Here is a 23,020-nt window from a genome sequence, read left to right as displayed (position 1 = left end):
AATAAAGAACTTACGAAAACCGTGCCAAACAGACAAGCTGATTGTTTGGCAGACAAAGGCTGACAAAATGGCAAGATATACAACGATATTTGCTATCTTTAGGCAGCTCATCCAACATCTTCTCCGTGATAGCTAAAGGAAACATAGCATTGTCCAAGACAGTCTTTCCCGCACTTATTCTGCTGATTTATGCAGGAGTGGTGAACCGACAAAGGTAACTTTCCAACCGATACCGTCCCTTCTTCCGTGTCGCTTTTCCATACTGTATCACTTTCCGGGGGCAAAAATGCAAACAAGCCATACAATGAATGCACTGCTTTCCCCACACCGGATACCCATCCACCAACCGGATATTGCCTACCGGACACGACTTGCTACATATTCCGCAAGAGATGCAACCCTCATCGACATGGAAACTCCTTGTACCAATGACAAAACGAACAAACAAAGGATTCACAATATACGTTTTCAGCCAGGCAGCACTGCCTTCATGCACATTCCAGACCCTCTTCCGTGCAATGACATCTTCGGCAATCGAAGCAATGGCATGCCGTGCGTTCTCTATCTTCTTGCGGCAAAGCGCCTCATCGTCCAAATTGAACATCGGTACGTAGGTATTGGGCATTGCAACAGACCAGGCAGCATCCAGCGAGAAATGCGCTGCCAGGCGGTTCATTCCCTTTCCCATATCGTCCCCGCATGTACACACGGCATAACGATAGCAGCAGTCCGGCAACCGGAGCTGCGACAAAAAATCAATCAAGACACGGGGTGCATACCAGGAGTGTACCGGAAAAACGACACCCAATCTATCGACTTTCATCAGTTCTGCGGGTATCAGACCTTGCTTCAGGCAATCAACAATGCTGACAGCAGTATCACGCGTAGCCTCTGCAAGCAATTCTGCAATCCAGCGCGAGTTTCCGGTTGCGGTAAAATAAAGTATCATCGGCAATATGTTTTGCCGACAAAGGTAATGATTTGACTTGAATTCCTTTTATTCCAGCAGCTCTTCTATGGAATAATTTTCCCAGAACGCTCTTGTAGAATGTACCAATGAACTGCCCATATAGAGCAGAAACAATGCCGCTATAACAATCATCAGGAAACTGACGAGGGCATTGTGTTTTTCTTGCTTAAGCTCAACAGAAACCATAAGAACCTCCTTTTTTTTGTCAGTACAAAGATAAATGCAGGATGTTTCATTTCTCCTACGCCACTATTACAAATACCTATATTCGTGCCATAAATATACAAAAAAAGGAGCAACCTTGTGCTCCTTTTTTTGTATATTTCAGTTTTTATTATTTCAGTTCGCTAACCAGCTCTTGAGGAGTGACCATTTTCTGCTCACCAGTCTCCATGTTTTTCAATGTCACCTTACCCTCATTCATCTCATTCTCACCTACCAAGGCCACAAACGGAATGGCTTTGGAGTTTGCATATCCCATCTGTTTCTTCATCTTGCTTGCATCGGGGAAAATCTCGGCACGAATACCTGCCGCACGTACTTCAGCAAGCACATTCATAGAGAATGCAGCTTCTTTCTCACCAAAGTTGATAAACAGCAGCTGAGTACCGTTCACCGCTTCTTTCGGATAAAGGTCGAGCTGGTTCAGCACATCAAAGATGCGGTCTGCACCGAACGAGATGCCGACACCACTGACACCGGACAAGCCGAATACACCCGTCAAGTTGTCATAACGTCCTCCGCCGGTGATACTGCCGATTTGCACATCAAGCGCCTTTACTTCGAAGATGGCACCGGTATAGTAATTCAAGCCACGGGCCAATGTCAAATCCAGTTCGATTTCATTCTTCAAGCCGAGGCTTTTCAGGGTAGAAAGGATGAATTCACTCTCTTCCACACCCTTCAGTCCTGTTTCACTTGCAGCAAGGACTTCTTTCAAGGTAGCGAGTTTCTCTTCATTACTGCCGTTCAGCAGAATGATGGGTTGCAGTTTGGCAATAGCCTCGTCGCTGATACCTTTCTCCTTCAACTCGGCGTTGACATTGTCCAGACCTATCTTATCCAACTTATCGATGGCCACGGTAATATCCACAATCTTGTCAGACTCACCGATGATTTCGGCAATGCCGCTCAATATCTTGCGATTGTTAATCTTGATACAGACACGGATGCCGAAGCGGGTGAATACCGTGTCTACAATCTGCATCAGTTCCACTTCGTTCAACAGGGAATCACTGCCTACCACGTCGGCGTCGCATTGATAGAACTCACGATAACGCCCTTTCTGCGGACGGTCGGCGCGCCACACGGGTTGTATCTGATAACGCTTGAAGGGGAAAGTGATTTCATCGCGATGCATCACCACGTAGCGGGCAAAAGGCACTGTGAGGTCATAGCGCAAACCTTTCTCGCAGAACTTACTGGCAAGCTTCACCGCATTACGGCTCAACAGTTCTTCATCTGTCAGTCCGGAGAAGTAATCACCGGAATTCTGTATCTTGAACAAGAGCTTGTCTCCTTCCTCACCATACTTCCCCATCAAGGTAGAAAGCATTTCCATCGAGGGCGTTTCTATCTGCTGGAAGCCATAGAGGTGATACACTTCACGAATCGTATTGAATATATAGTTACGCTTCGCCATTTCTACAGGCGAGAAGTCACGGGTTCCTTTCGGGATACTTGGTTTTGCTGCCATAATCAGTTCAATTACTTTAAAATCGGACGACAAAGTTACAGTATTTTATTGAGGATGAAAAGAGAAAGCTAAGGAATTGTAATGCGACAATATTCACTTCTGAACTAAGTGTTCATTTTCAGGCAAAGTTTGATTCAGCATATAACTATATATCAAGCATTTGCTATTTAGGCACAACATTTATACTGTTCTGCATCAAAATAACATTAAAAAATATATTCATGATGCGGCAAATCTACCTGTTGTTCTCATTATTGCTTTGTTGCAATACCCTCTGTTGGTTGCAAAATCAAAGAAGACCATGAACTGAAAGATGAATTCTACAAGGCTTTCAACAAAGAAAAGTTTATGAATCTCTATTTGCGACCCTCTGTCGTTTTGAAATCGCCATGTGTAAAGTTCAAGGCAACAGAATGGTCTCTCTATGCAGAGCCGGGGGGCATGCTGAATGTGCCATACCAGAGAGTATGTATTGAGAAAACTCAAAATCCGATGCTAACTGATTTACATCAGCACAAACAAAGACCAATGGCTTGCCATTGATGTACGACTTGACATTTATATGGAATAGGGCCATGTGGTTTCAGCGAGAAGCCATTTATGCAGGGGCGCATACCCTACGCAATCATATGACTTCTGATATTCCACAGCTTTTTCATACTTAAAAGCCAAATCCAGCGCTTTACCGCTCAGGATTTGGCCAGTTTTTATGCCTGTATCATGTGCGTTCAATCTCTGCGTCCCAAGAATATCATGATATAATAAATCAGCGTAGCAAGCGAACCGAGAGCAGCCACTACATATGTATAGGCAGCCGAGCGGAGTGCATCTTCAGCTTGTGCATGATTGTATGAATTCGTAATGCCTGAGTTGCTAAGCCATACCAGCGCACGCTTGCTTGCATTGATTTCCACCGGCAAGGTAATGAAGCTGAACAAAGTAGTCAATGCAAACAATATAATGCCTGCCAGCAGCAATTGCGGGAAGGAGTTCAGCATCAAGATACCAGCCAGCAGCAACCACGTCATCCACTGTGAGGCAAAAGAGACTACCGGTACCAGCTTGCTGCGCATTGTCAACGGAGCGTATGCACGCGCATGCTGCACGGCGTGACCACATTCGTGGGCTGCAACGGCAGCAGCCATGATGCTGTTACTGCTATAAACACCCTCACTCAAGTTTACTGTCTTATTGACAGGATTATAATGATCCGTCAGATGTCCGGGAGTATGCGTCACGGTCACATCATAAATGCCATTATCGTGCAACATCTTCAAGGCCACGTCTGCTCCCGTCATTCCGTTGCCAGTAGGGATTTTAGAGTACTTCTTGAATTTGTTCTGAAGATTCATCTGTACCAGCCAGCTGACGACGGCAATACCGATAAAAATAATCCATTGCATTCCTATCATTCCTGTTCCCATAATTTTCTTTCTTTAAATTGTGAATAAATCAGTCGTTTCTTATTGTATAACAAATAGTCTGCCAAAAATAAAAGGAAACGGTGAGCAATGCCAGCGTTTCCTTTATCTTTTAGGAAGAATTAAAGATTTCTGATTTCCGATTTATTTTTCAATCTCCACCTCTATCACTTTATCAATATCCGTCGGAACCTCCGGCAAGTAGAGCATCACCCCTCCTTCACACTTACGGAACTTCACTGGAAGACGGTCGGCATATCCCACTGCCTTCTTCACTTTCTTGCCTCCCAACGGCAGGAAAAGAGCCTTGTCCTGCAATTCGAGGATATGCACGTATAATTTATTTTCTCTTTGTGTAGTGACTCCCCAAGGATGCGGAGCAATGCAGCCGCCACGGGTTCCGTAGATGGTTTCACCGTATACCTTCATCCATTCTCCTACTTCTGCCAGACGCTGCAATGCAACAGCAGGCAGCTCACCGTCCGGCTGAGGACCGATATTCATCAGCAGGTTGGCATCTTTACCGGCGGCCTTCACCAAATAGTGTATCAGTGTTTCAGCAGATTTATAATCCTGGTCTGTAATCTTGTATCCCCACATACCGTTCATTGTTTCGCAAGTTTCAAGAGGCAAGGCGCTGATATCCTGACCGGAGAGTCCAGCGCGGTTCTCACCCGGCAGGTCGCGTTCAAAGATTTGTATATCCTCACCCTCAAAAGGCACCTGATGGTGATTATTCCCCACCAGACAGGCCGGTTGCAGACGGTGTATCAAGGCATACTGCTCGGGCAGTTGCCAATCAAAATCAGGATTCTGGTCCTGGTCCCACCAACCATCGAACCAGATAGCACCGATTTCACCGTAGTTCGTCAGCAACTCCGTCAACTGGTTGTTCATAAATTTATAATAACTGTTCCAGTCTCCCTTCGGATTCGGGCGCCCCGTTCCGCGTCCGGTACGTCCCCACGGAGCATCTTCACGAAACCAGTCGATGTGCGAATAGTAGAGATGCAGACGGATGCCCTGCTTGTGGCACTCGTCTGCCAATTCTTTCAGAATATCCCTCTTGAAAGGAGTGGCATCTATGATATTATAATCGGAATAACGGGTATGAAACATAGAGAAACCTTCGTGATGGCGAGTGGTGAAGCAGATATATTTCGCACCCGAAGCCTTAATGGCAGCCACCCACTTGGCGGCATCAAATTTGGAAGGATAGAATCCACCTGCCAACTTGGCATATTCTCTATAGTTCAAATCCTTGTTGGTCATAGTCCATTCACCGGTTGCCAACATGCTGTACAGCCCCCAATGCAGGAAAATGCCAAACTTATTATCCCGGAATTCCTGACGGGATTTCAGATTTTCCCCGGTAGGCTGATAAGCCTGCGAGTGTACGGAGGCCGCGAAAGCCACCAATAGCAGAAAAGATAAAAAACGTGTTCTCATGGCAATAAATAAAAAAGGTATGGATTATCGTTTCACACGAATCTTCAGATGAAGCCGCGAAAACCCTGTAATCCATACCTAAGGTTATCAGAATTATTTCTTCTTATTCTTCTGTATAGCGTTCAATAGTTTGTTCACGGTCGGGACCCACAGAAACAATCTTGATGGGCACACCAAGTTGCTCTTCCAGGAATGACAAGTATGCATTGAATTCTTCCGGGAACTCATCTTCACTCTGCATCTTGGTCATATCCGTCTGCCAACCGGGAAGCTCTACATAAACCGGCTCTACAGCCTCGTTGATATCGAACGGGAAGTAATCGATTTCTTCCCCATCCATCTTGTAAGCAACACAAGCCTTGATGGTTTCAAAAGAATCGAGTACATCGCTCTTCATCATAATCAGTTTGGTAACACCGTCTACCATAATAGCATATTTCAACGCCACCAGGTCAATCCAACCACAACGGCGCTTACGTCCTGTCACAGAACCGAACTCATGACCCAGCGTGCAAATCTGGTCACCGGTCTTGTCGAACAGTTCTGTCGGGAACGGACCGGCACCTACACGCGTACAATAGGCCTTGAAAATGCCATATACCTCACCAATCTTGTTGGGAGCAATACCCAGACCGGTACAAGCACCAGCACAGACCGTATTGGAAGAAGTGACAAACGGATAAGAACCGAAATCAATGTCCAGCATTGTCCCCTGCGCACCTTCGCACAATACAGACTTGCCGGCAGCCAGCAGATTATTCATCTCGTGTTCGCTGTCCACCAGCCGGAATTGTTTCAGGTATTCGATACCTTCGAACCATGCCTTCTCCATTTCCGCAAGGTCATACTCATAGTTCAGGCTCTTCAATATCTGTTCATGACGGGCCTTGGCCGCTGCATACTTCTTGTCAAAGTCATGCAGAATGTCGCCTACACGTACACCGTTACGGCTGATTTTATCCGTATAAGTCGGTCCGATACCTTTTCCGGTCGTTCCTACCTTCGCATCTCCTTTGGCTGCTTCGTACGCAGCATCCAGTATGCGGTGAGTCGGCATAATGAGATGTGCCTTCTTGGAAATGTGCAATCGTTCCTTCAAGTTATGCCCGGACGCTTCCAATGATTCGGCTTCCGCCTTGAAGAGAGCCGGGTCGAGCACCACGCCGTTACCGATGATATTTACCTTGTCCCCCTGGAATATTCCAGACGGAATGGAACGGAGCACATACTTCTGTCCTTCAAACTCGAGTGTATGTCCGGCATTCGGTCCGCCCTGAAAACGAGCTACGACATCGTATCTCGGAGTTAACACATCAACGACTTTTCCTTTGCCTTCGTCGCCCCATTGCAATCCTAATAATACGTCTACTTTCATTTTTCTTTTTTATGGTTATTACTCTTTTTCTTCCGTTTATTGGCCCGGTCACATTTGCTGCACAACCCATACATATACAAGGAATAGTGCGTAAGATTAAAACGGCTCAGTTTGGTATTCTCAATGGCATGCTGCAACTCCTCGTTCTGAAACTCGGTCACCTTTCCGCACTGAGTGCATATCTGGTGATGGTGCGTATCGCGATTATAAGATTTTTCGTATTGGGAAGAGTTGCCGAACTGATGCTTGATGACCAGACGAGCATTTATTAGCAAAATGATGGTATTGTAAAGCGTTGCACGGCTGACGCGGAAATTTTCCTGATCGGCCATCTGTGAATAGAGCGTGTCGATATCAAAATGCCCGTCTATGGAGTAAATGGTATCAAGTATAGCATAACGTTCGGGAGTCTTCCGATGCCCGTTCGCATTCAGATATTCAGTGAATATCTGCCTAACTGTATCTTTCACATTCTGACTTTCCATTTGACGGCGCAGTTTTACGGCCAACAAAGTTAATCCTTTTTTGTGGAAAGCAAACGAGAAAGAGATAAAAATTGCGATAAGGGGAATATTCCCTTACCGCATCAATATTCTATAAGCTTAGAATCAATCTAATAAATTTCCTCTTTTACAAGATTATATAGCAATTGCTCTACATCAGAAGAAGAATTGTCCATGCCTTCCACCCTGCGGCAAACTTGAAAAGAATTGTCCTCGTTTTGCTGCATAAAGCGGCGGATGGCAGTCATGGCAGCATTGCGCACATGATAGGAACCCGACAAAAAAGCCGTTATTGCCTGGTCGAGGAACTCATTCTCAACCCGTTCGCTCATATCCCCTTTCTTCATCAACAGACGGGCAATGGTGAGGAAACCGCAGACCTGCGTGTATTCGTCCTCGCTCGCAATCCAATGGAAAGACTTGGCAGGGGCATAAGGAAGATGTTGGAATAAATTCATGCTGGTAAGTTCCGCGATTTCGATGTTACGGATATCTTCCACCCAGATATCGGCTATCTCGGGCAGGAAACTCTCTGCCGGCTGCAAAAGTCCCGCCAGTATTTTGCACTCTCTGATATCTTCTTTCCACAAAGCCTGAGCCAGGGAGTGGTCTTTCTCATAATCTGCAGCAATACTCTTGATGCGGGGCAGCTCCACGCCAAAGTTCAGCTTATATACCAGTCCTTTCTCACGCATACTTTGGGACACAGCTCCGTTCATGGAGAGGCGGAGCCGTGTCTTTATATCTTTCAGCTGCTGACGCAGCCGTTCTTTAGCATCTATCATACATCATTATTTATTGACAGAAGGCAATGTAGAATAGTCCTTGCCATAACGCAACATCTGTTCCGCATAGCCTTCATCATAAGTCACTGTCACATCTGTTATAGTACCGTTGGCATCCGTCACCGCTTCATATTTCGGATTAACGAAACCCTTATACGGTGCAAGGTTCAACTTCTTGTAGCGTTCCAACACTTCGGCATGCAAGGCGGAATCGACCTTCACGGCATAGGCTTCCACCAAATCATGGGCGCCGGCATAGTCGCCGGTGGACTTGATACGCTGTATTTCGGCAAGCAACCGGCCAAACAAGTCGCGCACTTTCTCATAATCGTTTATCACGACGTACGTCTTCCCATCCTTCTTCACCAACTCCACAACCTTCTCCGCCGCACCTTTCTCATACACCCAGCGCGCTATGAGCTGACGGTTGCGCATGTGAGCTTCCTCTACATTGTTGCCCGGCTCGATACGTACAAGCTGTGTCATCAGACCATTCATCAGATAGGTGTAGTATTGAGCCTTATAAGCGTCCGCACTTGGAGTAAGCCCCAGTTCCACCAGTTTCGGGTCGGCCACGTAATAAAGTCCGAACAAGTCGGCGCGCGCCTCTTCGATGGTAGAGCCGTATGCCTTCAACGCATCCGGATCCACCCCCGGGAGCAGTTTACCGGAACCATGCCCCAAACATTCGTGCAGGTCGGTATGCAGTTCGTCCGTCACATCCGCGTACCTATCAATCAGTTGAAGCTCTGCATCGCTATAGGCAAACTCCTCATTGAAGCCATTGCCATGAGCCGCCTTGTTGTAAGCATCTGTAATGTTACCAATCGTAACGGACTTCGAGCCATGATGACTACGTATCCAGTTGGCATTGGGCAGGTTGATGCCGATAGCAGTTGCGGGATACAAGTCACCGGCCAGAATAGCCGCTGTGATTACCTTGGCAGACACACCTTTCACTTCTTCCTTCTTGAATTGTCCGTCTACGGGTGAATGGTCTTCAAACCACTGTGCATTGCTGCTTATCAACTCTGTACGCCGGGTAGCTTCCACGTCTTTAAAATTCACCAAAGATTCCCAGCTCGCCTTCATGCCGAGGGGGTCACCGTAACTTTCGGTAAAACCGTTCACAAAATCAATGCGTGAGTTCAAATCCTTCACCCACAAGATGGCATATTCATCGAATGTCTTCAAATCACCAGTTTCATAGAATTCCACCAGCTTGGCAATTACCGCTTTCTGCCCGGGATTCTCGGCAACCCCTTCCGCCTTCTTCAGCCAGTAGACAATCTTTTCAAGTGCCTGCCCATATAGGCCCCCCACTTTCCAGACTTTCTCCCGAACTTTGCCATCCTCCTTCACCAAACGGCTGTTCAAACCATAGGAGACGGGAGTTTCATCCTGCGGATTCTTCAAGGCATTATAGAAATCTTCGGCTTCCTGCTGCGTCACCCCCTCGTAGTAATTGCATGCGGAAGTCAACACCAAATCTTCGCCGGCAGCCTGGTTCACCCGTTTAGGCATCACTTCAGGGTCAAAAATAACGGGGAACACTTCCTCGCACAGTTGTTCCACACTCTGTCCTTCGGCAAGCGGCAACGTAGCGGCATCCACACTCCGTATGGCCTGCCTGAAGAATTCGGGAGTGAATCCCGGTATGAACTTCTCGCTTCCATAGTGGTGATGAATGCCGTTGGAGAACCATACACGCTTCAGGTACACTTCCATGGCCTTGAAATCGGGAGTATTCTTATCTCCCTTATAGCCGGTATAGACGGCTTCCAGCATCCGGCGAATAGTCAGGTTGTACTTGCCGTTCTGGTCGAAGAGAATGTCTCTGCCCTGCAAAGCGGCTTCCGTCAAATAATAAACCAGTTCTTTTTGTTTGAGGGACAAATCCTCAAAACCAGGTACGCGGTAACGTAAAATCTGTAAATCTGCAAATTGTTCCACTGTATAGTCAAATTTTTCTGCCTCGGCAGTTGTTTTCGGATTTCCGCCACAAGCCGTCAATAGAGAAAGGGCGGTCACCATAGAAATAAGTTGTTTCTTCATGTGTCGGGAGTAATGGATTGGTATTTCAAAAAAAGAAGAAAAGGAAGTATCCCGAAACAACTGCTCCGGGATATTTCCTTTTTATTCATTCAGTCATACAGAATTATTTTTTCTTAGCTTCTTTTTCTGCGTGTCTTTTACGATACCCATTAGGAGTTTCACCTACATTTTTATAAAAAGCGGCATAAAAGGACTGACGGTTTGCAAAGCCTACCATCGTACTGATTTCCTCTACATTCTTGTCAGCATATCTTTTGTCTGTCAACAAATGTTGTGCCTCTCTTACTCTATATTCATTCAGTAGGCAAGAGTAATTCATGCCGAAGCGTGAATTCACCACTGCAGATAAATAGCGGGTATTGGTCTGCAATTCTTTCGCCAAATCCTTGGCGGAATAATCAGCATCTCTGTACTTCTTTTGTACAACAACGATATTCAAGATTTTGTCATACAGTTCATCTGCCAGTTCCGGCCTTATCAAAGAACGGTAGGCAGCATCCTTTTCTTTCTTTTCGCGCAGGTTGTAAGGACGTTTCTTCGTCTCTTTTTCCTGAACATTGTTTTCTAAATCACTCATTGAATTAACTGGTTAGGGTTGTTCTTAAATCGGAGCATCCAAAGGAAGAGCCCCTTTAGATTTTACAAAAGTCAGACATTTTTTTTTTATATACAACTTTTCCCTATATATTTTTGATAAAAAGACAACAAAAAAGGTTGAAAAGTAGGGGAATTCGGCCACCAATAAGATACTTTAACCTTTAACGGAAACTCATACGATGCGAAATCTTGATGACCTTTCATTTGTAGTATATGCAATAATAAACGTACCTTTGCCGAAAGAAATCCATACTTCCAAATTATGCTGCAAACGCTCAAGACATATTTCGGCTACGACAGTTTCCGCCCCTTGCAAGAAGACATCATACGCCATCTGATGGAGCGTAAAGATGCACTGGTACTGATGCCGACGGGAGGCGGAAAATCTATCTGCTACCAACTTCCCGCCCTGTTGAGTGAAGGCACGGCGGTGGTGGTTTCTCCGCTCATCTCCTTGATGAAGGACCAGGTGGAAACGCTCTGTGCAAACGGCATCGCCGCCGGTGCGCTGAACAGCAATAATAATGAAACGGAGAATGCTTCACTACGGCGTGCATGCATGGAAGGCAAGCTGAAACTGCTGTATATTTCTCCCGAAAAGTTACTGGCGGAAGCCAACTACCTGTTGAGGGACATGCACATTTCCCTATTCGCCATCGACGAGGCGCATTGCATCTCGCAATGGGGGCACGATTTCCGGCCGGAATATACGCAGATGGGCATCCTTCACCAACTGTTTCCCCGGGTTCCCATCATCGCACTTACTGCCACGGCCGACAAAATAACCCGTGAGGATATTATCAAGCAGCTACACCTGAACCAGCCCGGAATTTTCATTTCATCCTTCGACCGTCCCAACCTGAGCCTCACCGTGAAAAGAGGTTACCGGCAGAAGGAAAAGAGCAAGGCCATCCTCGACTTCATCGACCGCCATCCGGGAGAGAGCGGCATCATTTACTGTATGAGCCGCAGCAAGACCGAAACAGTGGCGCAGATGCTTCAGAGACAAGGGATAAGGTCGGCAGTCTATCATGCAGGGCTCTCGCCGGCGCGAAGAGACGAAGCACAAGACGACTTCATCAACGACCGCGTGCAAGTGGTATGCGCCACCATCGCCTTCGGAATGGGAATTGACAAAAGCAATGTGCGCTGGGTGATTCATTACAATTTGCCCAAAAGCATTGAAAGTTTCTATCAGGAGATAGGCCGTGCCGGACGAGACGGGATGCCCAGTGACACCCTTTTGTTCTATTCACTGGCCGACCTCATTCTGCTCACCAAATTCGCAACGGACAGCGGACAGCAAAGCATCAACCTGGAGAAGCTGCAACGCATGCAGCAATATGCGGAGGCAGATATATGCCGCCGCCGCATCCTGCTAAGCTATTTCGGCGAAAACACTGCCTGCGACTGTGGAAACTGTGATGTATGCAAAAATCCTCCCGAACGTTTCGACGGTACAATAATCGTACAAAAGGCACTTAGTGCAATAGCGCGTTCCGAGCAGCAGATCGGGACCGGCATCTTAGTGGACATCCTCCGAGGAAACATGAGTGCCGAAGTTACGGAAAGAGGATATCATCGACTTAAGACCTTTGGAGCCGGGCGTGATGTACCCGCCGGAGATTGGCATGACTACCTGCTGCAAATGTTGCAACTCGGCTATTTCGAAATGGCCTACAATGAAAACAACCATCTGAAAATTACTCAAAGCGGAACAGATGTCTTGTTTGGCAGAGCACGCGCCCGGCTTGTCATCATCCGCCGCGACGAAGCCGTACAAGCAGCCAAAGGGCGCAAGCGCAAGGCTGCAGTGCCGGCCCGAGAATTGCCCTTGGGACTACCCAATGCAGAAAGCGGGGAACTGTTCGAGGCCTTGCGCGCTCTGCGCAAACGCCTTGCCGACCAGGAAGCACTCCCTGCCTATATCGTACTGTCCGACAAAGTGCTCCACCTACTCAGCACCTCCCGCCCCACCACCATAGAAGAATTTGGCAATATCAGCGGTATCGGTGAATATAAGAAGAAGAAATACGGAAAAGAGTTTGTGGAGCTGATACGGGAATATAGTTGAATATTATTTACACTGCAACAGCAGTTCCCTGAGTTCACCTTGCGGCACGCCAAGCGAAATGGCTTTTTCGAAGTCACGTTTAGCCAACTCCTTTTTCTTTTGGGAAAGATAAATTTGTCCCCGTATCAAGTAGGCTTCCGTCTGTGAAGAATCCAGCTTAATAGCTTCTTCCAAGTCCATCATGGCCAGGTCTACATGTTTCATATCCTGCTCCACACCCGCACGTGCCACGTAAAGTACGGCATATTGCCGGGTAGTCAGCCGGGTAGCTTCTCCTCCTTTTTCTGCAATCATGGCATTCAATATCGAAAGCGCCGCTTCGTATTTGCCTTCCTTCTGCTCCAGTGTAGCCAACCCCAGACGGCCATTGTAGCTCCGGGGGGCAAGTTTCAGCAGACGTTCATAATCAGACTTTGCAAAATTATAGTTGCGCTGCCGCATATGGATATAGGCACGCATCAGCAAGGCTTCCTGATTGTCGCTCTCCAGGTCCAGCACCAAAGAGTAGTCTATCCGCGCCAAATCATCCTTCCCCAACTCAAGATAAAGAGCGGCACGGTTCATCAGGGCAGGTATGGCACGCGGAGCAATGTTCAATGCCAGCGTATACGAGTCGAGGGCCTGCTCATACCGGTGCTGCCGATACTGTATCGTGCCCAGGTTGGAGAACAGCAAAGCGTTATGAGGGTTGGCGGGCTCCATCTTCAGGGCTTGTTCAATGTATTTTTCGGCCAACGACAAGCTATCCTGCTCCGTGGCTGCAACCGCACGTTCACTCAGTTCCTGATAGGTTTGTGAAAAGGCAGGAAACATCGTGGCTCCACACAAAAGGAAAGAAAAAATAAGTTTCTTCATGTAATATTCAGTATTTATTCCAAAGGATAGGTATCGAAAGCAAACAGTTCTGTTGACAAATAGCGTTCCCCCGTATCGGGCAGTAGGGCAACAATCATTTTATCCGCAAATTCAGGGCGTTCGGCCAGCAGCCGTGCCGCATATACCGCCGCACCGGATGAGATGCCGGCCAGCAAGCCTTCCGTAGAAGCCAGCTCTCGTCCTCCACGAATAGCCTCGTCATCGGGCACCGGAATAACCTCGTCTACTACAGAAGCATCATAAATGGAAGGAATAAAATTGGCCCCGATTCCCTGGATGCGGTGCGGTGCGTCTTCCCCTCCTTCCAGAACCGGAGAGGAGGCCGGTTCTACAGCCACAACATAGATATTCGGATTATGTTTCTTCAAGGCACGCGCCACTCCACAGACCGTGCCGCCCGTGCCCACACCGGCAACAAAAACAGCAACCCTGCCATCCGTGTCCGTCCAGATTTCTTCCCCCGTAGTATGTTCATGAGCCTTGACATTGGAGGGATTCTCAAACTGCTGCAGAATAACCGCACCGGGTATCGCGTCGCGCAGCTCTTTCGCTTTGGCAATGGAGCCTGCCATACCTGCCAGCCCGTCGGTCAGTACAATCTCCGCACCCAGGGCTTTCAGCAGATTACGGCGTTCCACACTCATGGTCTCCGGCATGGTCAATATCAAATGATATCCTTTGATGGTTGCCACCATCGCCAGTCCCACGCCGGTATTGCCGCTGGTAGGTTCAATAATCGTGGCTCCGGGTTTCAGGGCTCCGCGTGCCTCGGCATCCTCAATCATGGCAAATGCCACACGGTCCTTCACGCTTCCCGCCGGATTAAAAGATTCCAGTTTTGCCACTATGTTTCTTTTCAATCCGCATTTACGGCTGTATTCAGCCAATTCCATCAAAGGAGTATGCCCAATCAACTCCGTCAGGTTCTTTGCAATTTTCGCCATAATCTCATTGTCTAATACATTCTTCCCGTACACACTTATTGTAACATGGATATGCTGACAAAGATATGCAAATTCCAAGAAATAAACCGCGCGGGAAAGGAAAGATTATGCCGGCATCCATCAAAGCTTAACACGAATAAAGAGGATGAAAGGATATGAAACGATTGGAGAAGGAAGAATGGGAAGGAAGAATCATGTCTGACAATCAGCGACTTCCCACTGCAAAGATGATGCACGCTTTTTGCAGTAGTACTGCAAACAAGTTGCAGCGTTACTGCAAATAGGCTTGCAGTGATACTGCAATTGCTTTGCAGCGCGACTGCAACTGCTTTGCAGTGACACTGCAAAAGGTTTGCAGAACTACTGCAGCGGGAAGTTACCGATCAGAACAGTAATGGGATAGCGGCATCAAGACTTCTTAAGATAGTCTACAATCCACGCGCCCACTTCCTTGGTACCGTATTTGTCGCCACCTTCTACTTGAATCTCCGGTGTACGTACATTCGCATCGAGTGAAGCATCCACTGCCTTACGGATCAATGCCCCTTCCTCTTTCAGGTCGAAGTATTCGAAAAGCATGGCTACGGACAAAATCTGCGCCAGCGGATTGGCTATATTCAAGCCTTTCGCCTGAGGCCAGGAGCCGTGGATGGGTTCGAATACCGGCGTGCTCTCTCCCGTAGAAGCGGAGGGCAGCAATCCCATAGAGCCACTGATGCAGGAACCCTCGTCCGTCAAAATATCACCAAACGTATTTTCCGTAACCATTACGTCAAAGAACTTCGGCTCCTGAATCATCTTCATGGCGGCGTTGTCCACAAACATATAGTCGGTGGTCACTTCGGGGTATTGCGGCGCCATCTCCCGGGCAATCTGTCTCCAAAGACGGGAAGAGGCAAGCACGTTGGCTTTATCCACCACCGTAAGGTGTTTGTTCCGCTTCATGGCATATTCAAATCCGACTTTCAGGATACGTTCAATCTCCGGACGGGTGTACATGTTCGTATCATACGCCTTGTCGTTGTCCTGGTATTTCTCACCGAAGTACATGCCACCGGTCAGTTCGCGGATGCAAAGGAAATCGGCACCATCCACCAGCTCCGCACGAAGGGGAGACTTATGGAGCAGACATTTGAAGGTCTGCACGGGGCGGATGTTGGCAAACAGTCCCAGTTTCTTGCGCATAGCCAGCAAGCCCTGCTCGGGACGCACTTTGGCAGTAGGGTCATTGTCGAATTTCGGGTCACCTACGGCAGAGAACAGTACGGCATCCGCATTCTTACAAGCCTCATAAGTGGCTTCGGGAAACGGGTCACCCGTCTTGTCTATCGCTTCTGCACCGCAGATGGCATGTTCATAGTTTACTTTGTGTCCGAACTTCTCACACACGGCGGTCATCACGTCCACGCCTACGACGGAGATTTCGGGGCCGATACCGTCACCGGCCAATACTGCAATTTTAAAATCCATTGTTTTATTTATTATTTAAAAGTTCACCTATCTTCTTTTTGTTTACAAGATTCTTGCGGCGATACCGGTCACCCCACACAAAACCTGCCGTCAATATGAGGGTATTGATGGCTGACATAAGATACTCGTCCGCATCCAACTCGCCGCTCCACCAACGCAGAAAGAGGTTGAAAGCAAAAAGCAAGCCTGCATACAACGCATAGCATACATAAGGATGCCTCTCAAAAAACGATTTCTTTTTCTCCATGAGATTCATTTCTTATGATTCGTATTCGTCTTCTATGATATTCAGCATCTTCACCGTCGCCTTGATGGCCGCTTCCGTCTGGTCTGCGTCCAATCCGCGTGTACGGAATATCGTATCTTCAAAACTCCAGGTAATAACCGTCTGCACAAAGGCATCGGTACGCCCGCCGGGAGGAATGGTCACGGCATAGTTCGTCAGCATCGGGAACTTACGGCCCAGTGTCACTTTATATATCTTGCGCAAGGCGCGCACAAAAGCATCATACTGGCCATCTCCACTGGAGCTTTCCTCATATTCCTTTCCGTTGATTTCTATCTTCAACGTAGCCATCGGCTTCAGTCCATACGCCAGATTCACAATGTAGCTCTTAAGGCTGACGCGTTCTTCCATTACCCCATGCTTCAAGACATCCGAAACGATATACGGCAAATCTTCCTGCGTCACCAGCTCTTTCTTGTCACCCAGTTCGATGATGCGTGCCGTTACCTTGCGCATGGATTCTTCATCCAGTTGCAGCCCCAAGTCCTCCAGGTTCTTCCGGATATTGGCTTTACCGCTGTTCTTGCCCAGGGCATACTCTCGCTTGCGGCCAAAGCGTTCGGGCAGGAGGTCGTTGCAGTAGAGATTGCTCTTGTTATCACCGTCGGCATGGACGCCTGCCACCTGGGTAAATACATTCTCACCCACAATCGGCTTGTTGGCAGGAATTACAATGCCCGAGTAGGATTCCAGCACGCGGCTCACGTCGTTCAGGCGGCTTTCGTCAATGTTGGTAATGGCATTGAAGTGGTCTTTCAGGATAGCCTGCACACTGGCAAGCGGAGCATTGCCGGCACGTTCGCCCAGACCGTTGATTGTGGTATGCAGGCCTTTGCAGCCACTCAATACAGCAGCCAACACATTGCTCACAGCAAGGTCGTAATCATTATGGGCATGGAAGTCGAAATGGGCATGCGGATAGCGTTTCACCATCTTGCGCATGAACTCGATAACTTGCAGCGGATTCAGCACTCCCAAAGTATCGGGTAGCATATAGCGCCGTATATTCGTCCGGCTTAATGCATCCATCAGCAGAAACACATATTCCGGAGAATTTTTCATGCCGTTGCTCCAGTCTTCCAGATAGACATTCACTACCATATCCTGCTCGTTGGCGTAATCCACTACGGACAGAATATCCTCGATATGCTCTTCGGGAGTCTTCTGCAACTGGTAGTTGCAATGCTTCAGCGAGCCTTTGCACAGCAGATTGATGACACGGCAACCGGTCGCATGTATCCAGTCCACCGACGTGTGACCATCTACAAAGCCAAGCACCTCTACTCTCGGCAACAGATTGCAGCGTGCTGCCCAGTCACAAATCATTTTTACGGCATCAAACTCTCCTTTGGATACCCGCGCAGAAGCCACCTCCACCCGGTCTACCTTCAGCTCCTCCAGTAACAAACGGGCAATCATCAATTTCTCATGAGGCACAAAGGAAACCCCGCTGGTCTGTTCACCGTCGCGGAGCGTAGTGTCCATGATTTCTATTCGGGGATGTTTCATATTGTTGTTTTTATTGTTTAAGATAATGGCACACAGACGACACAAATCAGACGGATGACCGCAGATTTATTTTTCTATCATTAGTGAATAGTTTTCTGCGTATTTGAGGATGCTCGCCAAAGTTAAAAAGAAGTCCTGCCTCTATATCCGTGGATTTAAGATAATTAATCAGTTGTAGTTCATGTTCACGACAAAGACTTGCACACGCTTTCTGTTCGAGAACAATGTGTTTATTCACTACTATATCAGCATAATAATTCCCTGCCAAACAGCCTTTAAAGAAAACTTCAATCTTCTGCTGAACTTCACACAGAAAACCTCTCCGTTGCAATTCCTGAAAAAATACATTCTGATACACTCTCTCCAAGAATCCATAACCCAAAGCATTATAAACATCATAAGATGACTCGATTATCCCATCCGTTTCTTCTTTATATAAATAATCTGTGGCCATCTGTCTAATCTGTGTCATCGGTGTGCCATACCATTCGCCTCATACTCCTCAATCTTCTCCTTGCTCTGCACCAAGAAATCAATGTCATCCAAGCCATTCATCAGGCAATGCTTCTTATAGGCATTGATTTCGAAATGTTCGCTCTTGCCCGTAGCCTTGTTGGTAATGGTCTGTTCGGGCAGGTTCACTTCCACTTCCATCTTCGGATTGGCAGAGATGGAGTCGAACAACTCTTTCAAGAACAGCTCGCTCACCACCACCGGAAGCACAAAGTTGTTCAGTTCATTGTTCTTGTGTATATCGGCAAAGAAACTCGATACCACCACGCGAAACCCGTAACCGGCAATAGCCCATGCAGCATGCTCACGGCTGGAACCGGAACCGAAGTTCTTTCCTGCCACCAGAATCTGCCCGCCGTAGGTGGGGTCGTTCAAAACAAAGTCCTTGTTCAGAGAGCCGTCCGGATGATAACGCCAATCGCGGAACAAATTATCTCCGAAGAACTTTTCCTCACGGGTAGTAGCTTTCAGAAAACGTGCAGGGATTATCTGGTCCGTATCCACATTCTCTAATGGAAGAGGAACACAGGTACTGGTTAATCTATCAAATTTTGCTTTCATCTTCTTATTTACGATTTTACGATTTACAATTCACGATTGAAAATACTCTTGATTTACCTTTGTTGAACGATGGTTGATTTACGAAGCAATTTTAATCGCAAACCGTCCAATCGAACATCAAATCAGCGTTCTGGGATCTGTAATCACACCCGTCACTGCGGCTGCGGCAGCTACAAGCGGACTGGCAAGCAATGTTCGGGCACCCGGTCCCTGGCGTCCTTCAAAATTACGGTTACTGGTAGACACTGCATACTTTCCGGCAGGCACTTTATCATCGTTCATTGCCAGGCAAGCGGAGCAACCCGGTTGGCGAATGGCAAAACCGGCCTCTTCCAAAATCTTGTCCAATCCCTCTTCACGAATCTGGGCATCTACCATCCAAGAACCCGGAACCAGCCATGCCACTACATCCTCTGACTTCCGACGGCCTTTCACAATGGAAGCAAATGCGCGAAAATCCTCGATACGCCCATTGGTGCAAGCACCCAAAAACACATAATCGATCTTCCTACCCAGCAAAGACTCTCCCGGTTGGAAACCCATATAGCCCATGGACTTCATGAAAGAGGTGCGGGCAGCTTCTCCCATTCCTTCGGTAGTAGGAATATGTCGCGTGATGCCCATACCCATACCCGGATTGGTGCCGTATGTAATCATCGGTTCAATATCTTCGGCAGCAAAACAGACTTCCTTGTCGAACACCGCACCTTCATCGCTCTTCAATGTTTTCCAATATGCCAATGCCTTGTCCCATGCCTCACCCTTCGGGGCATATTCGCGTCCTTTGATGTACTCGAAAGTAATCTCATCCGGAGCAACCATACCGCCGCGGGCACCCATTTCTATACTCAGATTGCATAAGGTCAGGCGGCCTTCCATAGTCAGACTGCGCACAGTTTCTCCGGCATATTCCACGAAATATCCCGTAGCACCGCTGGTCGTCATCTTCGACATCATGTACAATGCCACATCTTTTGCCGTCACTCCTTTGCCCAGCTTACCGTCAACAGTGATACGCATCGTCTTAGGACGGGTCTGAAGAATACATTGCGAGGCCATTACCATTTCCACCTCACTCGTACCGATACCGAAAGCCACCGCTCCCATCGCACCGTGGGTTGAGGTGTGCGAGTCACCGCAAACAATGGTCATGCCGGGTAGGGTCAGACCGCGTTCCGGACCTACTACATGGATAATTCCGTTCTTCTTGTCCATCATGCCGAAATGTGCCAATCCAAACTCTTCCGCATTCTTGGCCAGTGTATCTACCTGAGTCTTTGAAACCGGGTCTTCAATCGGCTTGTCTTGGTCATGCGTTGGCGTGTTATGGTCGGGCATGCAGAAAATCTTTTCCGGACGGAAACACTTGATTCCACGTTCGCGCAATCCCGAAAAGGCTTGCGGACTGGTTACTTCATGACAATAAAGCCGGTCAATATAAAGCTGTGTGGGACCGTCTTCCACTTTCTGTACCACATGGGCATCCCAGATTTTATCAAATAATGTATTCATATTCTTTAGTTGTTAGTCACAAGCTACAAGAACCTTCTCGGCATCTTACATACGCAACTTGTAAACCATTAATTTTACTTCTTAAACTCCATTACTCGCTATTTGCAGCTCGTAACCCGTCACTCCTTAAACTTATTGATACAGTCGATGTAAGCTTCCACCGATGCCGCGATAATATCGGTATTGGCACCAAACCCATAATAAATATGGTTATCGTATTCCACCTGCATGTGTACCTTACCCATATCGTCGCTACCCTTGCTGATAGCCTGGATGGTGAATTCCTTCAAGGTCATATGGCGGTTGATAATCTTCTTCAAAGCCTTGATAGCGGCATCTACCGGACCGTTTCCACTGGCGGCGGCTTCAAACTTCTCACCGGAGATGTTCAATCCCAGACTGGCAACCGAACGAACCCCTACGCCACTGGTCACCTGAAGATATTCCAGTTTGATACGATGGTTCTGCGTACGATTTGCCCCTGCCAATACCAGAATATCGTCATCATTGATATCTTTTTTCTTATCGGCAAGTTTCAAGAACTCTTCATACACTTTATCCAACCTTTCCTGATCCAGCTGTACTCCCAATACCGACAAACGGTTCTTTAAGGCTGCGCGTCCGCTACGGGCTGTCAATACGATGGAATTATCATCAATACCCACATCGTGCGGATCAATGATTTCGTAAGTCTGTACATTCTTCAACACACCATCCTGGTGGATGCCCGACGAATGGGCAAAAGCATTACGACCTACAATAGCTTTGTTGGGCTGTACCGGCATGTTCATCAAGCTGGACACCATACGGCTGGTTGGATAAATCTTCTGTGTATTAATGTTGGTCTCGATTTCTATGTCCTTGTGGCATTTGATAATCATCGCCACTTCCTCAAGAGAAGTATTCCCGGCACGTTCACCAATACCGTTGATAGTCACCTCCACCTGGCGGGCACCATTCAGCACACCAGCCATTGTATTGGCAGTAGCCATGCCCAAGTCATTGTGGCAATGAGTAGAAATAATGGCATTATGAATACCGTTGACATGTTCCATCAGATATTTTATTTTCGCGCCATACTCACCAGGCAGGCAATATCCCGTTGTATCGGGAATATTTACCACAGTGGCACCCGCCTTGATAACAGCTTCTACCACACGGGCCAGATATTCATTGTCCGTCCGGCCTGCATCTTCTGCATAGAACTCCACATCATCCACATATTTACGTGCATACTTTACGGCAGCCACTGCACGCTCTATAATTTCTTCACGATTGGAATTGAATTTATATTTAATGTGCGGGTCAGATGTACCAATCCCAGTATGGATACGTTTACGCTTGGCAAACTGCAAAGCCTCTGCCGCTACATCAATATCTTTCTGTACGGCACGTGTCAAGGCGCAGATAGTGGGCCATGTCACAGCTTTTGATATCTCAATGACCGAATTGAAATCTCCCGGACTTGAAATCGGAAATCCGGCTTCAATCACATCTACCCCCAAAGCTTCCAGTTGTCTGGCTACCTGAATCTTTTCCACTGTATTCAATTGGCATCCCGGAACCTGCTCGCCATCGCGGAGCGTTGTGTCAAAAATAAATAATTTGTCACTCATTGCTTTATTGTATTTAATTTATGTCCCATAAAAAAAGCCTTTCGCACTTGGAAGTGAGAAAGGCTTCATATGTCATTGCATCTTACATATATATTCACGCACAGCACTCACTTCCACTAAACTTCGCCAGTAGAATAATAATACCACACAGTAGAATATATGTAAAGTTCTGAATCATCATCTTTTTTGTTTTAACGTTGCAAAGTTAGGTATTATTTCGTACTATACAAACAAATTTATTACTTATTTTCGATGAAAAATGTCATTTTATAAGCTTATATTCATTTATCACTGAAATATATTACAAAAAAGGCGTACCTCAAGGTACACCTTTTACTTATTCATCAGTTCAATACAAGTTCTGAATTACTTCTTCTCACAAGGTTTGTCACACTTGGCACCATCACATGCAGTCTTAGGACATACTGCTGAATCAGCTCCCTGGCAACATGCCTTTTTTGCAGAGTCACATACTTGTTCTGTTTTTGCTGCACAGCAAGAATCTACCTCAGTTGCATTAGAATCTGCTGCCTTCTTATTACCACAAGATGTCACCACGAAAGAAAACGCTACCGCAACGGCAGCCAATAATAAAACTTTAATCTTCATACTTTCAATTTGCTTTAAACGTTGATATAAAATTAGTTCGACGCAAATATAGCAAAAGTTTATGAGATTGCCAAAAGCAAAAGCCCCCTCGTCATTTCTGACTCGGGGGCTTCCTCTAAAACGGCGACTACCTACTCTCCCACTGTTACGCAGTACCATCGGCGTGACCGGGCTTAACTTCTCTGTTCGGAATGGGAAG

At 47.1% G+C, this 23,020-nt stretch carries 21 protein-coding genes and 1 rRNA gene; 1 reads left to right on the top strand and 21 read right to left on the bottom strand.

Annotated elements, in window-relative coordinates:
• Nucleotides 1–187: 187 nt before the first annotated feature.
• The 10 genes from HU824_RS14680 to HU824_RS14635 all read right to left on the bottom strand — a co-directional run bounded on the left by HU824_RS14680 (nt 188) and on the right by HU824_RS14635 (nt 10,831).
• Nucleotides 188–949, bottom strand: coding sequence for an EFR1 family ferrodoxin (locus tag HU824_RS14680; RefSeq protein ID WP_176469225.1), 762 nt, complete (start codon nt 947–949; stop codon nt 188–190).
• A 48-nt stretch (nt 950–997) separates the two neighbouring features.
• A complete protein-coding gene (locus HU824_RS14675) occupies nt 998–1,156 on the bottom strand; it encodes a hypothetical protein (RefSeq protein WP_168354335.1) in 159 nt (52 codons plus the stop codon).
• Nucleotides 1,157–1,304: 148 nt separating this feature from the next.
• On the bottom strand, nt 1,305–2,666 hold the full coding sequence (hisS, locus tag HU824_RS14670) for a histidine--tRNA ligase (RefSeq protein WP_136010751.1): 1,362 nt from the start codon (nt 2,664–2,666) through the stop codon (nt 1,305–1,307).
• Between the two features lie 728 nt (nt 2,667–3,394).
• Nucleotides 3,395–4,090, bottom strand: a complete 696-nt coding sequence (locus HU824_RS14665; RefSeq protein WP_136010752.1) for a zinc metallopeptidase — start codon at nt 4,088–4,090, stop codon at nt 3,395–3,397.
• A gap of 141 nt (nt 4,091–4,231) precedes the next feature.
• Nucleotides 4,232–5,536, bottom strand: coding sequence for an alpha-L-fucosidase (locus HU824_RS14660; protein WP_136010753.1), 1,305 nt, complete (start codon nt 5,534–5,536; stop codon nt 4,232–4,234).
• Between the two features lie 103 nt (nt 5,537–5,639).
• Nucleotides 5,640–6,911, bottom strand: a complete 1,272-nt coding sequence (locus HU824_RS14655; RefSeq protein ID WP_136010754.1) for an adenylosuccinate synthase — start codon at nt 6,909–6,911, stop codon at nt 5,640–5,642.
• Nucleotides 6,908–7,396 (bottom strand): Fur family transcriptional regulator, encoded by a 489-nt coding sequence (locus HU824_RS14650; RefSeq protein ID WP_176469224.1) that lies wholly within the window; start codon nt 7,394–7,396, stop codon nt 6,908–6,910. Before HU824_RS14650 ends, HU824_RS14655 begins: the two co-directional genes overlap by 4 nt.
• Nucleotides 7,397–7,524: 128 nt before the next feature.
• Nucleotides 7,525–8,199 carry a DNA alkylation repair protein gene (locus HU824_RS14645; protein WP_136010756.1) on the bottom strand — a complete coding sequence of 225 codons (675 nt, stop codon included), beginning with the start codon at nt 8,197–8,199 and terminating at the stop codon, nt 7,525–7,527.
• Nucleotides 8,200–8,205: 6 nt separating this feature from the next.
• Nucleotides 8,206–10,254: a dihydrofolate reductase gene (locus HU824_RS14640; RefSeq protein ID WP_136010757.1), complete on the bottom strand. Its 2,049-nt coding sequence runs from the start codon at nt 10,252–10,254 to the stop codon at nt 8,206–8,208.
• 103 nt (nt 10,255–10,357) lie between these two features.
• Nucleotides 10,358–10,831: an AraC family transcriptional regulator gene (locus tag HU824_RS14635; protein ID WP_136010758.1), complete on the bottom strand. Its 474-nt coding sequence runs from the start codon at nt 10,829–10,831 to the stop codon at nt 10,358–10,360.
• Nucleotides 10,832–11,113: 282 nt separating this feature from the next.
• Here HU824_RS14635 and recQ point away from each other — a divergent pair, with 282 nt between their 5' ends.
• Complete coding sequence (recQ, locus tag HU824_RS14630) at nt 11,114–12,925, top strand: DNA helicase RecQ (protein ID WP_136010759.1); 1,812 nt, start codon at nt 11,114–11,116, stop codon at nt 12,923–12,925.
• A gap of 3 nt (nt 12,926–12,928) precedes the next feature.
• Here recQ and HU824_RS14625 read toward each other — a convergent pair whose 3' ends face one another.
• The 11 genes from HU824_RS14625 to rrf all read right to left on the bottom strand — a co-directional run.
• Nucleotides 12,929–13,780, bottom strand: a complete 852-nt coding sequence (locus HU824_RS14625) for a tetratricopeptide repeat protein (RefSeq protein WP_176469223.1) — start codon at nt 13,778–13,780, stop codon at nt 12,929–12,931.
• 14 nt (nt 13,781–13,794) lie between these two features.
• The gene (cysK, locus tag HU824_RS14620) at nt 13,795–14,745 is read right to left on the bottom strand and encodes a cysteine synthase A (protein ID WP_176469222.1); all 951 of its coding nucleotides are present in this window, start codon (nt 14,743–14,745) and stop codon (nt 13,795–13,797) included.
• A 408-nt stretch (nt 14,746–15,153) separates the two neighbouring features.
• Nucleotides 15,154–16,215 carry a 3-isopropylmalate dehydrogenase gene (leuB, locus tag HU824_RS14615; RefSeq protein WP_176469221.1) on the bottom strand — a complete coding sequence of 354 codons (1,062 nt, stop codon included), beginning with the start codon at nt 16,213–16,215 and terminating at the stop codon, nt 15,154–15,156.
• A gap of 4 nt (nt 16,216–16,219) precedes the next feature.
• Complete coding sequence (locus tag HU824_RS14610; RefSeq protein WP_176469220.1) at nt 16,220–16,462, bottom strand: hypothetical protein; 243 nt, start codon at nt 16,460–16,462, stop codon at nt 16,220–16,222.
• A gap of 12 nt (nt 16,463–16,474) precedes the next feature.
• Nucleotides 16,475–18,010 carry an alpha-isopropylmalate synthase regulatory domain-containing protein gene (locus tag HU824_RS14605; RefSeq protein WP_176469219.1) on the bottom strand — a complete coding sequence of 512 codons (1,536 nt, stop codon included), beginning with the start codon at nt 18,008–18,010 and terminating at the stop codon, nt 16,475–16,477.
• 46 nt (nt 18,011–18,056) lie between these two features.
• Nucleotides 18,057–18,464 carry a GxxExxY protein gene (locus tag HU824_RS14600; RefSeq protein ID WP_255260531.1) on the bottom strand — a complete coding sequence of 136 codons (408 nt, stop codon included), beginning with the start codon at nt 18,462–18,464 and terminating at the stop codon, nt 18,057–18,059.
• A 14-nt stretch (nt 18,465–18,478) separates the two neighbouring features.
• Entirely contained in the window at nt 18,479–19,084 is a 606-nt protein-coding gene (gene leuD / locus HU824_RS14595) for a 3-isopropylmalate dehydratase small subunit (RefSeq protein WP_176469217.1), read from the bottom strand.
• Between the two features lie 117 nt (nt 19,085–19,201).
• A complete protein-coding gene (gene leuC, locus HU824_RS14590) occupies nt 19,202–20,596 on the bottom strand; it encodes a 3-isopropylmalate dehydratase large subunit (protein ID WP_176469216.1) in 1,395 nt (464 codons plus the stop codon).
• Between the two features lie 119 nt (nt 20,597–20,715).
• The gene (locus tag HU824_RS14585; RefSeq protein WP_176469215.1) at nt 20,716–22,212 is read right to left on the bottom strand and encodes a 2-isopropylmalate synthase; all 1,497 of its coding nucleotides are present in this window, start codon (nt 22,210–22,212) and stop codon (nt 20,716–20,718) included.
• 366 nt (nt 22,213–22,578) lie between these two features.
• A complete protein-coding gene (locus tag HU824_RS19830; protein WP_136010769.1) occupies nt 22,579–22,821 on the bottom strand; it encodes a hypothetical protein in 243 nt (80 codons plus the stop codon).
• A 118-nt stretch (nt 22,822–22,939) separates the two neighbouring features.
• Nucleotides 22,940–23,020: ribosomal RNA gene (rrf, locus tag HU824_RS14575) — 5S ribosomal RNA — on the bottom strand; the annotation flags it as partial.

This window comes from Bacteroides sp. L10-4 (assembly GCF_013373675.1).
In the GTDB taxonomy this organism is placed as follows: domain Bacteria; phylum Bacteroidota; class Bacteroidia; order Bacteroidales; family Bacteroidaceae; genus Bacteroides; species Bacteroides muris.
Note: the sequence above shows the minus strand (reverse complement) of the source record. Positions and strands in the feature narration are given on the sequence as shown.